The sequence below is a fragment of the Sphingomonas sp. genome, assembly GCF_004799495.1.
Lineage (GTDB): Bacteria > Pseudomonadota > Alphaproteobacteria > Sphingomonadales > Sphingomonadaceae > Sphingomonas.
Map to the genome: position 1 here is coordinate 216,026 of NZ_SSMY01000011.1, position 15,086 is coordinate 231,111.

The 15,086-nt window shown below is 65.9% G+C and carries 12 protein-coding genes; 6 read left to right on the forward strand and 6 right to left on the reverse strand.

What is annotated here, in order from left to right; all coding sequences use genetic code 11:
* Positions 1–85: 85 nt before the first annotated feature.
* A complete protein-coding gene (locus E7773_RS12430) occupies positions 86–1,831 on the reverse strand; it encodes a class I adenylate-forming enzyme family protein (RefSeq protein ID WP_293991734.1) in 1,746 nt (581 codons plus the stop codon).
* Positions 1,832–1,953: 122 nt separating this feature from the next.
* On the opposite strand from E7773_RS12430, the gene E7773_RS12435 reads away from it, so the two are divergent.
* The 6 genes from E7773_RS12435 (at position 1,954) to E7773_RS12460 (ending at position 9,990) form a co-directional block, all read left to right on the forward strand.
* Positions 1,954–3,177: a serine hydrolase domain-containing protein gene (locus tag E7773_RS12435; protein WP_293991736.1), complete on the forward strand. Its 1,224-nt coding sequence runs from the start codon at positions 1,954–1,956 to the stop codon at positions 3,175–3,177.
* Between the two features lie 103 nt (positions 3,178–3,280).
* Positions 3,281–5,305: a 3-hydroxyacyl-CoA dehydrogenase NAD-binding domain-containing protein gene (locus tag E7773_RS12440; RefSeq protein ID WP_293991739.1), complete on the forward strand. Its 2,025-nt coding sequence runs from the start codon at positions 3,281–3,283 to the stop codon at positions 5,303–5,305.
* 148 nt (positions 5,306–5,453) lie between these two features.
* Complete coding sequence (locus E7773_RS12445) at positions 5,454–6,767, forward strand: amidase family protein (RefSeq protein WP_293991741.1); 1,314 nt, start codon at positions 5,454–5,456, stop codon at positions 6,765–6,767.
* Positions 6,764–7,918 (forward strand): acyl-CoA dehydrogenase family protein, encoded by a 1,155-nt coding sequence (locus E7773_RS12450; protein WP_293991743.1) that lies wholly within the window; start codon positions 6,764–6,766, stop codon positions 7,916–7,918. Before E7773_RS12445 ends, E7773_RS12450 begins: the two co-directional genes overlap by 4 nt.
* A 36-nt stretch (positions 7,919–7,954) precedes the next feature.
* Positions 7,955–9,082, forward strand: a complete 1,128-nt coding sequence (locus tag E7773_RS12455) for an acyl-CoA dehydrogenase (protein WP_293991745.1) — start codon at positions 7,955–7,957, stop codon at positions 9,080–9,082.
* The gene (locus E7773_RS12460) at positions 9,082–9,990 is read left to right on the forward strand and encodes an acyl-CoA thioesterase II (RefSeq protein ID WP_293991748.1); all 909 of its coding nucleotides are present in this window, start codon (positions 9,082–9,084) and stop codon (positions 9,988–9,990) included. The genes E7773_RS12455 and E7773_RS12460 overlap by 1 nt, the downstream gene beginning before the upstream one ends.
* On the opposite strand, the gene E7773_RS12465 is transcribed toward E7773_RS12460, so the two are convergent.
* From E7773_RS12465 to E7773_RS12485, 5 genes are read right to left on the reverse strand one after another with little or no spacing between them, the layout of a single operon-like run.
* Entirely contained in the window at positions 9,987–10,787 is an 801-nt protein-coding gene (locus tag E7773_RS12465; RefSeq protein ID WP_293991751.1) for an SDR family oxidoreductase, read from the reverse strand. The two genes, E7773_RS12460 and E7773_RS12465, sit on opposite strands and share 4 nt — an antisense overlap.
* Positions 10,787–11,551, reverse strand: coding sequence for an SDR family oxidoreductase (locus tag E7773_RS12470; protein ID WP_293991753.1), 765 nt, complete (start codon positions 11,549–11,551; stop codon positions 10,787–10,789). The genes E7773_RS12465 and E7773_RS12470 overlap by 1 nt, the downstream gene beginning before the upstream one ends.
* Positions 11,552–11,567: 16 nt before the next feature.
* The gene (locus E7773_RS12475; protein WP_293991755.1) at positions 11,568–12,623 is read right to left on the reverse strand and encodes a phosphotransferase family protein; all 1,056 of its coding nucleotides are present in this window, start codon (positions 12,621–12,623) and stop codon (positions 11,568–11,570) included.
* Complete coding sequence (locus tag E7773_RS12480; RefSeq protein ID WP_293991757.1) at positions 12,623–13,705, reverse strand: Zn-dependent alcohol dehydrogenase; 1,083 nt, start codon at positions 13,703–13,705, stop codon at positions 12,623–12,625. Before E7773_RS12480 ends, E7773_RS12475 begins: the two co-directional genes overlap by 1 nt.
* Before the next feature lies 1 nt (position 13,706).
* Positions 13,707–14,990 (reverse strand): acyl-CoA dehydrogenase family protein, encoded by a 1,284-nt coding sequence (locus E7773_RS12485; RefSeq protein ID WP_293991760.1) that lies wholly within the window; start codon positions 14,988–14,990, stop codon positions 13,707–13,709.
* Between the last annotated feature and the right edge of the window lie 96 nt (positions 14,991–15,086).

Genomic DNA, 15,086 nt, shown 5'->3' on the forward strand with positions numbered 1-15,086 from the left:
CCCTTCCGCTATTGCGAGCGTAGCGAAGCAATCCACGAGCCGACCCGACGCTGGATTGCTTCGCTCCGCTCGCAATGGCGAAACTCTAGGCCGCAACCTCGCGGTCCTCGAACAGGCTCTTCAAGTCCTTCTTGAGAATCTTGCCATTGGCATTCCTCGGCAGCGTTTCGTGGACGAAGCGCACCGCGACCGGCGCCTTGAACGCCGCGAGCCGCGTCCTCACCCAGGCCTGCAGCTCGGCCTCGCTCGCCGTCATGCCGGGGGCGAGATGGACGACCGCTGCAGGTTCCTCGCCCAGCGTGCGGTGCGGGATGCCGATAATCGCGCAGTCGGTGACGGCGGGATGCTCGTACAGCGCGTTCTCGACCTCGGACGAATAGATGTTCTCGCCGCCGCGAATCACCATGTCCTTGGCGCGGTCGACGATATAGACGAACCCCTCCTCGTCGAGCCGCGCGAGGTCGCCGGTGCGCACCCAGCCATTAACAAACGTTTCGGCCGACGCTTCGGGCTTGTTCCAATATTCCTTCACGATCATCGGTCCGCGCGCCCAGAGTTCGCCGACTTCGCCGATCGGCAACACGGTGACGCCGTCGTCGGCGCGGATTTCGAGGTCGGCGACCGCGACCGGCGGCCCCGCGCTGGTCGGGCGGTTGAGGTAATCCTCCGCCGCGTGATGCGTGACCGTCGCCATCGTCTCGGTCATCCCCCAGCCGTTGCCCGGAAGCGCGCCGAATTCCTCGTAGATCTTCTTGACCAGCTCGGGCGCCGAGGGCGCGCCGCCATAAGCGATCGCCTCGATCGACGAGAGGTCGTATTTGGCGCGGTCGGGATGCTCGAGCAGTTGCCAGGCGATCGTCGGCACGCCGCCGGTGAAATGGACGTGCTCGCGCTGAATGATCTCCATCGCCTGGACCGGCTCCCATTTGCGCATGAAGATCGACGTGCCGCCGCTCGCCATCATGCCCATCAGCCCGGCCGAGCAAGCGGTAACATGGAACATCGGGATTACGGTCAACGAGGTGCGCGGCGTCGGGTCGGGGATCGCCTCACCGCGGCGCAGGAAACTGCGCGCCGACGAGAAACCCGCCGACATGATATTGGTCATCATGTTGCGGTGCGTGCCGAGGGCGCCCTTGGGACTCCCGGTGGTGCCGCTGGTGTAGAAGATCGTGACATCGTCGTCGCTGTCGATAGCGACGCGCGGACGGTCGGTATCGGGCAGCGTCGCCCAGCTGTTCGACGCTCCGACGATGTCCTCGAGCGCGCGAGCGCCCGGGACCGGCTGCGGCGAGCGAGCGACGATCAGTTGCTCCAGACCCGGCATCGCGCTCAGGTGCTCGGCGATCCGCGCATGGCGCTCGGCATCGACGATAAGTACCTTCGCGCCCGAATCGTTGATCCCGTATTCGAGCTCGGCGCCGGTCCACCACGCGTTGAGCGGCACCGCGATCGCGCCGATCGTGGTGATAGCGAAGAACACGACTGGCCACTCTGGCAGGTTACGCATCGCGAAGGCAACGCGGTCGCCCTTCCCCACGCCCATGGCCTGGAGCGCGCGCGCAAGTGTCGCAGTGGCGCGATAATTCGCCTCGTACGTCACGCGCTCGTCGTCGAGGATCGTAAAGGTGCGCTTGCCATGGGTACGCGACAGGTCGAGCAGCTGGCCCAGGTCGTGCGGTGCGTTCTTCCACACGCGTGTCGGGACGCCGCGGATCGTCACCGTCTCCATTTCGAACTTCGATCCCGGCGCGGTCAGCGTGGCGGTCGCGTCCTGCAACGACACCTTCGGCCAGTTCGGGTCCAGCGCGATCACGGGTTCGGTTGACACATGCTCTCCGTCTGTCTGTTCGGCGGTTTCATGACAGCCGATTTGCCGTAACGTTAGAGTTGATTCGCGCGCCGCTCAAGGCAATAGAGGATCAGGTTTAGAAACGAGGGTATGGACGAGCGATGCTGATGAAGGCCCCCCAAGGTCACGGCTTGGACGCCGCGCGGCTCGACCGGCTCCCGGCTTTCCTGAAGGATCGGTACCTCGATTCGGGGAAGCTGGCGAACGCCCAGCTGCTGGTCGCGCGCGACGGCGAGATCGTCCATTTTTCGAGTCAGGGCGCAGCGCGCGAGGGCGGCGCGAAGGCGATCGACGAAAGTTCGATCTTCCGCATCGCCAGCATGACCAAGCCGATCACCTCGATCGCGTTCATGATGCTGGTCGAGGAGGGCAAGGTCGCGCTCGACACGCCGGTCCATCATGTGCTCCCCGAGTTCAAGGGAATCGGCGTGTTCGAGGCGGGCGGCGGGCGCGTACCGTTCCAGACGAAAGCGACCGGTCAGCCGATGCGGATGGTGGATCTGCTGCGCCACACATCGGGGCTGACGTATGGGTTTCAGCATCGCACCAACGTCGATGCGCAATATCGCCACGAAAAGATGGACGATTGGCACGCCGGGCACGACCTCGACGCGTGGATCGGCAAGCTGGCGCAGATCCCGCTCGAATTTTCGCCGGGGGAGGCGTGGAATTATTCGGTGTCAACCGATGTGCTCGGCGCGGTCGTCCAGCGCGTGTCTGGGATGAAGCTCGACGACTTCTTCCGCACGCGCATTTTCGAGCAGCTCAAAATGGTCGACACCGGGTTCAGCGTGCCCGCGGACAAGATCGACCGGCTGACCGATTGCTACACCTTCGTGCCCGGCCAAGGGCGGATCATGTACGACCGCGCGACCGAAAGCGGTTGGGCGACCACGCCGCAATTCCTGTCGGGTGGTGGCGGGCTGGTGTCGACTGCGCTCGACTATAACCGCTTCTGCCAGATGTGCCTCAACGGCGGCGAACTCGACGGCGTACGCCTCGTAGGCCGCAAGACGATCGAGCTGATGACGATCAACCATCTGCCGGGCGACTCCGACCTCGCGACGATGTCGAAATCCTTGTTCAGCGAAGCGGCGCTGGCGGGGACCGGGTTTGGGCTCGGCTTCGCGGTGATGAAGGACCTGGCGCCCGGCATGGTGCAGGGGTCGGCCGGCGAATATTATTGGGGCGGGATGTTCTCGACCGCGTTCTTCATCGACCCGGTCGAGCGGCTCAACATGGTGTTCATGACGCAGATGAGCCCGTCCAGCACCTATCCGATCCGCCGCGAATTGAAGACGCTAATCTATTCGGCGCTGACCTGAGCCGGTAACAAACGACCCGTTCGTGTCGAGCGAAGTCGAGACACGCTGGACGGGAAACGCTTCTCGACTTCGCTCGAAGCGAACGGAAATGGAGATACCCAGAATGACCAACCCGATCCGCACCGAACGCCATGACGACGTGCTCGTTATCATTTCGAACAACCCGCCGGTCAACGCACTCGGCGCGGCGGTGCGGTCGGGTCTCGAGGCGGGCGTCAACGAAGGCCTCGCCGACCCTACGATCAAGGCAATGGTGATCCGTTGCGACGGGCGCACCTTCTTCGCGGGCGCCGACATCACCGAGTTCGGCAAGCCGATGCAGGGGCCGGGGCTCGGCACGGTGATCGACATGATCGAGGCGTCGGACAAGCCGGTAGTCGCGGCGATCCACGGCACCGCGCTGGGCGGCGGATGCGAGGTAACGCTGGGCTGCCACTATCGCGTCGCGGTGCCGTCGGCGAAGATCGGCACGCCCGAGGTCAAGCTCGGGCTGCTCCCAGGCGCAGGTGGGACGCAACGAATCCCGCGTATCGCCGGGGTGAAGCTTGCGCTCCAGATGACCGCGATCGGCGACCCGATCCCGGCCAAGGCCGCCCACGAGGCGGGTTTGATCGACAGGATCGTCGGCGAGGATAGCCTCGAAGCCGATGCGATCGCCTTCGCGCGCGAGGTGGCCGACACGCGTCCCCTGCCCCGCGCGTCCGAAAAGACCGCCGCGCCCGACCCCGAAGCGGTCGAGGAATTCAAGAAGGCCAACGCGCGCAAGTTCCGCGGCTTCGACGCCCCCGCCGCCAACATCCGCTGCGTCGAGGCGGCGACCTACGGCAGCTTCGCCGACGGCATCGCGGTCGAGCGCGCCGAGTTCATGAAGCTGATGATGGGCACGCAATCCGCCGCACAACGCTACATGTTCTTCGCCGAGCGCCAGGCCGCCAAGGTCGACGACATCCCCGCCGACACGAAGCTGCGCCCCGTCGACAAAGTCGGCGTGGTCGGCGCGGGCACGATGGGCGGCGGGATCAGCATGAACTTCCTGACCGCCGGCATCCCGGTGACGATCGTCGAGACCGCGCAGGAAGCGCTCGACCGCGGAGTCGGCGTGATCCGCAAGAATTACGAGAATTCAGCGAAGAAAGGTCGCTTCACCCAAGAGAAAGTGGAGCAGATGATGGGTTTGCTCACGCCCACGCTCAGCCTCGACGAGCTCGCCGATTGCGACCTCATCATCGAGGCGATCTACGAGAATATGGACGTCAAGAAGGAGCTGTTCGGCAAGCTCGACGCGATCGCCAAGCCCGGCGCGATCCTCGCGTCGAACACCAGTTACCTCAACGTCGATGAGATCGCCTCCGCGACCCAGCGGCCCGAGGACGTGATCGGCATGCACTTCTTCTCGCCCGCCAACGTCATGAAATTGCTAGAAGTGGTACGCGGCGCCAAGACCGCACCCGACGTGCTCGCGACGGTGATGGCGCTGGCCAAGCCGATCGGCAAGGTCGCGGTCGTCTCGGGCGTGTGCCCTGGGTTCATCGGCAACCGCATGCTGTCCCAACGCGGCGCGCCCGCGAACACGATGCTGATGCAGGGTGTCCCGCCCGAGCGGATCGACAAGGCGCTGGTCGATTTCGGGATGCCGATGGGCGTGTACCAGATGAGCGACCTCGCCGGGGTCGATATCGGCTGGCACCGCGACCCGACCCGGATCGAGAGCATCCGCGACGCGCTCGCCGCGAAGGGGCGCTGGGGGCAGAAGACCGGCAAGGGCTGGTACGATTACGACGAAAACCGCAACCCCTCCCCCTCACCCGAAGTTGCCGAGATCATCGAGGAGTTCCGCTCGAAATCGAACCAGGCGCGGCGCGACTACACCGACGACGAGATCATCGGCGCACTGCTCTATCCGATGGTCAACGAAGGCGCGAAGATCCTCGACGAAGGTATGGCGCAGCGCGCATCGGACATCGATGTGGTGTGGATCTACGGGTACGGCTGGCCGGTCTATCGCGGCGGGCCGATGTTCTGGGCGAACACCGTAGGTTTGGACAAGGTCGTCGCGGGACTGGAGAAGAACGGCGTGCCGGTCGCGCCGTTGCTGAAGGCGAAGGCCGAGGCGGGCGAGAAGTTTTGATGATGAGGTTATCAATCCTCCCCGTTAACGGGGAGGTGGCGCGCGCAGCGCGAAGGAGAGGGCTCACCCCGTCCGAGGCGCTCGTTGCCCACCCCCTCCACCATGCTTGCGGCATGGTCCCCCTCCCCGTCCCGGGGAGGATTTCCGGATGACCGAACTTTCTGCCATCGAGACCGCCGCGGCGATCCGGTCGGGCGAAACCACCGCCCTGCTCGAATGCGAAGCCGCGATCGCGCGGATCGAGGCGCGCGACGGGGCGCTCAACGCGGTCGTGGTGCGCGACTTCGACCGGGCGCGGCATCAGGCGCGTGAGATGGACCAGCGGTTGGCGGCGGGCGAGACCGCCCCGCTGCTCGGCGTGCCGATGACGGTGAAGGAGAGCTTCGACGTCGCTGGCTTGCCGACCACCTGGGGTTTGGAGGCCGCGCGTGAGTTCGTGCCCGAGCGTGACGCACTGGCGGTGCGGAGGCTCAAGGCGGGGGGCGCGGTGATCCTGGGCAAGACCAATGTGCCGCCGCTGCTCGCCGACCTGCAGGCAAACAACCCGGTCTATGGTCGAACGGTCAACGCGCATCACGCCGAGCGCGTTTCGGGCGGATCATCGGGCGGGTCGGCGGTGGCGTTGGCTTCCGGCATGGTGCCGCTCGAGCTCGGCAGCGATATCGGCGGGTCGATCCGCGTCCCCGCCGCGTTCAACGGCGTGTGGGGACACAAGCCGACCTTCGCCGCGCTCGGCCGGGACGGCCATGCCTTTCCGGGCACCGACGGCGCGCCGGGCGAGCTGTCGGTGATCGGCCCGATGGCGCGCAACCCCGACGATCTGGCGCTCGCGCTCGACGTGCTCGCCGACCACCCGCTCGAACAGGCGGGCACGCGGCCCGCGAGCGAGTACCGTATCCTGCTGCTCGCCGAGCATCCCGGCGCGAAGGTCGCCGCGCCGATCGCCGACGCCCTCGCGCGGCTCGGCGAAGCGCTGGCGGCGGCGGGCGCCAAGGTCGACCGCACCAGCGACCTGATCCCCGATCTCGAGGCGCAGCAGCGCAACTACATGAAGATGCTCAACATCACGATCGCGCGCGGCGTGCCGCAGGATGGATCCGCGCCGACCACCTTGATCGAATGGTTCGACCTGCGCGACCAACAGGCCCGCAACAAGCGCGCGTGGAACCGGCTGTTCGGCCAGTATGATACGGTGATCGCACCGACGCTCGGCATCACCGCCTTCGCGCACGACGATACGCCTCTGCCCAAGCGCATGATCGACATCGACGGCGAGGCGACGCCGTTCGGGCTGCAGTTCGCCTATCCCGGCCTTGCCACCTTCCCGATGCTGCCCGCGACCAGCTTCCCGATCGGTACCGACCCGGACGGCCTGCCGATCGGTGTCCAGGCGATCGCCGACACGTACAAGGACCACACCGCCATCGCCGTCGCGCGGCTGGCGCACGGAGTGATGCAATGAGCGACCTCGACCAATTCCGCGCCGACACTCGCGCCTGGCTGGAGGCGAATTGTCCACCCGAGATGCGCGAGCCGGTGCGCAGCGACAAGGATGCGGTGTGGGGCGGCCGCGACCAGTCGATGCTGAGCCCGGCGCAGAAGGAGTGGATGGACAAGATGGGCGCGCGCGGCTGGACCGTGCCCGACTGGCCGAAGGAATATGGCGGCGGCGGGCTGTCGCCGGCCGAAACCAAGATCCTGCGCGAGGAAATGCAGCGCATCCGTGCGCGCAACCCCCTCAATTCGTTCGGCATCTCTATGCTCGGGCCGGCGCTGCTCAAATACGGCACCGAGGAGCAGAAGCTCGAGCATCTCCCCAAGATCGCGCGCGGCGAAATCCGCTGGTGCCAGGGCTATTCGGAGCCGGGCGCCGGGTCGGACCTCGCCGGCCTGCAAACCTCGGCCGAGGACAAGGGCGATCATTACCTGGTCAACGGGCAGAAGGTGTGGACGAGCTACGCCGACCAGGCCGACTGGATTTTCTGCCTTGTCCGCACCGACAAATCGGTCAAGCAGGCCGGGATCAGCTTCCTGCTGTTCGACATGGCGAGCGAAGGCGTCTCGACCAAGCCGATCCTGCTCATCTCCGGCTATTCGCCGTTCTGCGAGACCTTCTTCGACAATGTTAAAGTCCCCAAGCAAAACCTTGTTCATGAAGAGAACAAGGGCTGGGACGTCGCCAAATACCTGCTCGGTCACGAGCGCGAGATGATCAGCGGCATGGGCCTCGGTGCCGCGGGCGGCAATCCGCTGGTCGAGGCCGCCAAGAAGGGCGCCGACCCGATCCTGCGCGGCCAGATCGCGCTGTTTGAGGTGCGTGCCAAGGCGTTCAATGCGATGTCGGAAAAGTTCATCGACGAGCTCAAGGCCGGCAAGGCGCACCCCGCGCAGCCCAGCATGATGAAATATTACGGCACCGAGCTGAACAAGTCGCGCCACGAACTGCTGATGGCGACGGGCGGCTCCGACGCGCTCGAATGGGAAAGCGAGCGGTCGAACAAAGGCAGCGGCCCGCGCGCATGGCTGCGCACCAAGGCTAATTCGATCGAGGGTGGCACGAGCGAGGTCCAGCTCAACATCATTTCGAAGCGGATCCTGGAATTGCCGTCCTGATCGCCACCTTCGCGTAGACGAACAAGAAAGACTCATATGCCTTTGTATCTGAACGACGAACAGGCGATGCTGCGCGACACGGCGAGGGATTTCGTCGCCGAACATGCGCCGGTCAAGCATATGCGGGGCTTACGCGACACCAACGACGCGACCGGCTTTTCGCGCGACCTGTGGAAACAATTTGCCGAGATGGGCTTCACCGGCATCCTGATTGGCGAGGACGATGGCGGGCTCGGCCTCGGCCATGTCGAGGCGGGCGTGGTGCTGGAGGAGATCGGGCGCAACCTCTCCCCCTCCCCGTTCCTTGCCACCGCTGTCGCCGCGGTCGAAGCGCTCAAGGGCACCGCGCAGGCGGGCAAATATTTCCCAGGTATCCTGGCGGGCGAGACCGTGGCGGCGTTGGCGATCGACGAGGCAGCCAAGTTCCGCGATTCGGTCGCGCTCAAGGCCGAGCGATCGGGCAACGGGTTCAAGCTGTCGGGCAGGAAGCAGTTCGTCACCCACGGCCATGTCGCCGACCTGATCATAGTAGCCGCGCGTACCGCCGGGGCGGCCGATGACCAAGACGGCGTGACGCTGTTCGCGGTCGACAAGGGCGCCGTCGGCCTCACGGCCGAGGCCGAACGGCTGGCGGACTCAAGCCTCGCCGCGCGGCTCGAGTTCGACGGCGTCGAAGTCACCGCCGATGCGGTGATCGGCGAAGTCGACGCTGGGCGCGACCCGCTCGATCGCCTGTTGCGTGCGGGCCGCACCGGCGCCGCATCCGAACTACTCGGCGTCGGCGGCGGCGCGATGGATATGACGGTCGACTACCTCAAGCAGCGCAAGCAGTTCGGCGTCCTGATCGGCAGCTTCCAGGCGCTCCAGCACCGCGCCGCGCACCTCTACAGCGAGATGGAGGTCGCCCGCGCCGCCACGCTTCGCGCCCAGCAGATGCTCGATAGCGCATCTGATCGCGCCGACGAAGCCGTCTCGGTCGCCAAGGCGCAGGCGGGCCTCGCGACGATGCTCGCCGTCCAGGAGGGCGTCCAGATGTTCGGCGGGATCGGGATGACCGACGAGTTCGACATCGGCTTCTATATGAAGCGCCAGCGCGTGCTTGCCGAGATGTTCGGCGATGCGAACTTCCATGCCGACAAATTGGCGCGTAACGCCGGTTACTGATGGCCGAAGAAGACCCCGCCCCCCGCAAACGCTCGCCCGAGGAACTCGTCGCGGGCCTCGTCACGCTGCTCGACGTCGAGGAGCTCGACACCGATCTGTATCGCGGGATGAAGCTGCCCGGCGGGCGCGGGCGCGTGTTCGGCGGCCAGGTGATCGGCCAAGCGCTGCAGGCGGCGCAGCGCTCGACCGAGGGCAAGGACGCGCACTCGCTCCACGCCTATTTCATGCGCGCGGGCGATGATGCGCTGCCGATCGTGTACCGCGTGGTGCGCGATTTCGACGGCAAGAGCTTCGCGACGCGGCGTGTGATCGCGACGCAGAACGGCCAGCCGATCCTCAACATGGCGGCGAGCTTTCAGATCGCCGAGGGCGGGCTGCACCACCAGGACGCCTTCCCCGCCGACATCCCGCCGCCCGAAGAGCTCAAGTCCGAAAGCGAACTCCGCGTCGAAGCGGCGCAGCACATGCCCGAGGAGCACCGCGCGCGGTTCCTGCGCTGGGCCAGCCCGATCGATGTCCGCCCGCTCCATCCGCGCAACTGGTTCTCGCCCGTCGCGCGCGACCCGGTGACCTATAGCTGGATCAAGGCACTCGCCCCGCTCGGCGACGATACCGCGATGCACCGCGCGATCCTGGCGTACGCCAGCGACATGGGGCTGATGGCGACGAGCATGATGCCACACGGGGTCAACTGGATGACGCCGGGGATGCAGACCGCCAGCCTCGACCATTCGATGTGGTTCCACGAGGATTTCCGCGCCGACGACTGGCTGCTCTACGCGATGGACAGCCCGTGGGCCGGGCACGGCCGCGGCATGAACCGCGGGAGCATCTTCACGCGCAACGGGCGGCTGGTCGCGAGCGTCGCGCAGGAAGGCTTGATCCGCAAGCGCGAGCCGCGGGCTTAAACCGCCGTCCGCCCATATTCCTGCTTGGTCACCGGGTGACTCGACGACAGCCCACCATCGACCGCGATCGCCTGGCCGTTGACGTAGCTCGCGGCATCGGAGGCGAGGAAGGCGGCGACCTCGGCCAGTTCCTCGGGCTGCGCACCGCGGCGCAAGGGATTGAGGCGGCCGACGCGGTCCATCTTCCCCGCTTCGCGCGCATAATCGAAGGTCGGCTTGGTCATGCCCGTCTCGGTCAGCCCGGGGCAGATCGCGTTGACGCGGACGTTCGATCCGGAGAGCTGCTGCGCCGACGTCTTGGCGAGGTTGATCACCCCCGCCTTCGACGCCGAATAGGCCGGCGATCCCGCGCCCGACCGGATGCCCGCGACGCTCGCGGTCAGCACGATCGCCCCGCCGCCGCGCTCGGCGATCCTCGGCGCGGCGTGCTTGATCGCCAGATACGGCCCGATCAGGTTCACGCGGAGCACTTCGGTGATCAGCGCGACGTCGGTGTCGAAGATGTTCGCCATTCCGCCCGAAATCCCCGCATTGGCGAAGATGATGTCGAGCCCGCCGAAGCGATCGACCGCGAGTTGGACAGTGCGGATCACGTCCTCCTCCAGCCCCGCATCCATCTGGATCGCGACCGCGGTGCCGCCGGCGTCGGTGATCGTCTTCGCGGTGGCATCCGCGCCATCGGTCTTGTCCGCCACCACGACGCGTCCGCCCTCGCGCGCGAACAACAACGCGGTGGCGCGGCCGATGCCCGATCCGGCGCCGGTGACGATGATCGACTTGTCGGTGAAACGTGCCATCAAATCGTCACTCCCCCATCCATTACGATTACCTGCCCGGTAGTGAAGGCGGCGGCCTTCGATGCGAGGAACACCACGCCGCCGGCGATATCCTCCGGCTCGCCGATGCGGCGCAGCGGGACCGATCGGCTCGCTGCCTCCTGCCGCTTGGGATCGTCGACCAGCACCTTGGCGAAATCGGTACGGACCAGGCCCGGCGCGATGCAATTCACGCGAACGTTGTCGGGCCCGTATTCGTGCGCGAGGTTGCGCGCGAGCTGCATGTCCGCCGCCTTCGACACGCAATAGGCGCCGATCGCGGTCGAGCCGCGCAGGCCGCCGATCGACGAGATGATGATCACCGATCCGTCCCTGCGCTCGCGCATTTCGGGAACGACCATCGAAATCAGCCAATGGTTGGAGACGATATTGTTGTCGAGGATCTTGCGGAATTGCTCATCGGTGATGTCGGCTTGCGGGCCGTAATAAGGGTTCGACGCGGCGTTGCAGACGAGCACGTCGATCCGCCCGAACGCGGCGCGGGTTTCGTCGACGAGGTTCTGCAACGCCGCCTTGTCGGAGATGTTCGCCGCGACGGCGATCGCGGTGCCCTCGCCGTACTTACCGTTGATCTCCGCGGCGACCGCGTCGCACGCATCCTGCTTGCGGCTGGAGATGACGACCTTCGCGCCGTGCTCCGCGAGCTCGAACGCGGAGGCTTTCCCGATTCCTTTCGACGATCCGGTAATGACCGCGACCTTGCCGGTCAGATCGAACAGCGACATGGCACTCTCCCCAGTTTCACGCCCCCGCCTTTTCCGCGAAGGCCCAGGCCGAGTCCGCCAGCCGGTACACGTTCGCTGCCGATTTCTCCGCCTGTGCCGACGATGCCGTGCCCTCGACGATTCGCTTCTTGATGCCCTGAACGATCCCGGTCAGGCGGAAGAGGTTATAGGCGAAATACCAGTTGAGATCGGGCACCCCGTCGCGCCGGGTTGCGGCGCAATACCGCGCGACCATGTCGTCGATCGTCGGGATGCCACTGTCGCCGCCCGCTACGCCCTCGACGCCGGAGCGTCCCTCGGGCTTGGTCACCCACGACATCAGGAAATAGCTGAAATCCGCCAGCGGATCGCCGAGCGTCGACAATTCCCAGTCGAGCAACGCGATCACGCGCGGCTCGGTCTTGTGGAACATCATGTTGTCGATGCGGTAATCGCCGTGCACCACCGACGTGCGCGTCTGTTCGGGGATCGTACGCGGGAGGTAATCGATCAAGCTCTCGACCGCGGGCATATGCTCGGTTTCGGCGAGCTTATACTGCTTGGTCCAGCGCGCGACCTGGCGCTCGAAATAATTGCCCGGCTTGCCGTATTCGCACAGCCCCGCCGCGACGTAATCGGTGTTGTGGAGCGCGGCGAGCGTGTCGCACATCGCGTTGTAGATACCCGTGCGCTCTTCGGGCGCGTAATCGGGCAGCGTCCCGTCCCACAGGTTGCGCCCGTCGGCGAAGCCCATGACGTAGAAGTCGGTGCCGATCACATCCGGATCGGTGCACAAGCCATAGGGTCGCGCAACCGGGAAGCCAGTCGGGAAGAGCCCGGCGATCACGCGATATTCGCGGTCGACTGCGTGTGCGGAGGGGAGCAGGTTGCCGAACGGCTTGCGGCGCAGGACATATTGCCCCGACGGCGCCTCAATCTTGTAAGTCGGGTTGGACTGGCCGCCCGCGAACTTGGTGTAGCTGAGCGGCCCGGCGAACCCCTCGACGTTCGCCTGCATCCACGCCCCAAGCTTATCGAGGTCGAGCCGATCCTTCCCAGCCACTTCGATCGTCTTGGGTGCGTCGTCACTCATCAGGCGAACTCGATCACGCTGCGTGCGGCGTCGCCCTTGCGCAGTTCGTCGAACGCATCGTTGATGCGGGCCAGCGGCATCCGCTCGGCGATGATCGTGTCGAGGTCGAGCAGTCCGCGCAGGTAGAAATCGACCAGCCGCGGGATGTCGACCGGGAAGCGGTTGCCGCCCATCAGCCCCCCCTGCAGCTTCTTCGACCCGAGCAGGTCGAGCGCCGACAGCCCGACCTTGCTGCCGAGCGGCATCATGCCGAGGATCGTCGCCGTGCCGCCGCGCCGCAGCACCTTGACCGCGGTGTCGGCCGACGCCTCGCGCCCGACCGCTTCGATCGCGTGGTGCACCCCGCCCTTGGTCAGCTCGACCACCTCCGCGACGACATGCTCGCCCAGCGCGTCGTAGCTGTGCGTCGCGCCGAGCTTTTCCGCCAGCGCGCGCTTTTCCGGCACCGGATCGAGCGCGATGACCTTGCCCGCGCCGGCGATCTTGGCGGCGTTGACCGCGGCGAGCCCGATGCCGCCGCACCCGACCACGCACACCGTCTCGCCGGGCGTCACGTCGGTCGAATTGAAGATCGCCCCCGCCCCCGTGGTCACCGCGCAGCCGAGCAGCGCCGCGCGGTCGAGCGGCATGTCGGGGTCGATCGCGACACAGGCATGCTCGTGGACGAGCATCATCTCGGCATAGGCCGACAGGTTGAGCATCTGATGCACCGGCTGGCCGTTCATCGTCAGCCGCGGCGCCGCGTCTTTCGCGCGTTTGACGTCGCTCGAAATGCACAGCGCCATCCGGCCGCTGACGCAGAACTCGCAATGCCCGCAGAACGCCGAGAGGCAGGTGACGACCGCATCGCCGACCTTCACCGTGCGGACTTCTTCACCGACCGCCTCGACGATCCCCGCCGCCTCGTGCCCTGGGATCGCCGGTAGCGGCGTGGGGTATGCACCGTCGACGAAGTGCAGGTCGGACCGGCACACCCCGCACGCGACGGTGCGGATCAGCACCTCGTGTGCACCCGGTTTCGCTACATCGACGTCACAGATTTCGAGCGGCTTTTTCGGCTCGAACAATACGGCTGCCTTCATCTCAGCGGCTCACCCCGATATCCCCGCTCGACGCGATGTCGGCCTTGTAATCGGCGTATTTCCCGAACTCGTTGCGCGCGATCGCGCGGTTGTGCACTTCGTCCGGCCCATCCGCGAAGCGCAAAGTCCGCATGCTCGCCCACGCGCTCGCCAAATGGAAATCGCTCGACACGCCGCCGCCGCCGTGCGCCTGGATCGCGTCGTCGAGGATTTGCAGCGCCATGTTGGGCGCCTGCACCTTGATCATCGCGATTTCCTGCTGTGCCGACTTGTTGCCCGCCTTGTCCATCATGTCGGCGGCCTTGAGGCACAGGAGGCGCGTCATCTCGATATCGATCCGCGCGCGCGCGACACGCTGTTCCCAGATCGAATGGTCGGCGATGCGCTTGCCGAACGCGACACGCGACAACAGCCGCTTGGCCATCGCCTCGATCCCCGTCTCCGCTACGCCAATCGTGCGCATGCAATGGTGGATTCGCCCCGGGCCGAGCCGGCCCTGCGCGATTTCGAATCCGCGGCCTTCGCCGAGCAGCAGATTCTCGACAGGCACGCGCACGTCGGTCAGCGATACTTCGCCGTGCCCGTGGGGCGCGTGATCATACCCATAAACCGAAAGCATGCGTTCGATCTTCACGCCGGGGGCGTCGAGCGGCACCAGAATCTGGCTTTGCTGGGCATGACGCTTGGCGTCGGGATTGGTCTTGCCCATAACGATCGCCACCGCGCAGCGCGGGTCGCCGACGCCCGAAGACCACCACTTCCGCCCGTTGATGACGTAATGGTCGCCGTCGCGCACCATGCTGGTTTCGATGTTGGTCGCGTCGGACGAGGCGACCGCCGGCTCGGTCATCAGGAAGGCCGAGCGGATCTTGCCGTCCATCAGCGGCTTGAGCCATTGCTCCTTCTGGTCGCGCGTACCGTAACGATGAAGGACCTCCATGTTGCCGGTGTCGGGCGCCGAGCAATTGAAGCACTCGGACGCCCAGCCGAGCTTGCCCATCTCCTCTGCGCAGAGTGCATATTCGAGGTTGGTGAGTTGCGTCCCTTCGAACTCGAAACTGTCGTCGACATGCACCTGCCCCGAATGCGGCGGCATGAAGAAATTCCACAGCCCCTGCGCCTTGGCGATCTCCTTGACCACCTCGATCACCGGGTTGACGCCCCAGCGCTCGCCTGCCTTCGCGGCCTTCAGATATTGGTCGTGGCGCGGGCGGATCTCCTTGTCGATAAAGGCCTTCACCCGGTCGCGGAAATAGGTCTCGCGCTCGCTCAACGTGAAGTCCATTTTGACTCTCTCCTGTGGCTGTCGCGGACTCGGCTAGACCATACCGCACATTCGGTAAAGCCATGGATTTCCTCTTTGCGGCGATCCGCGCGAGAT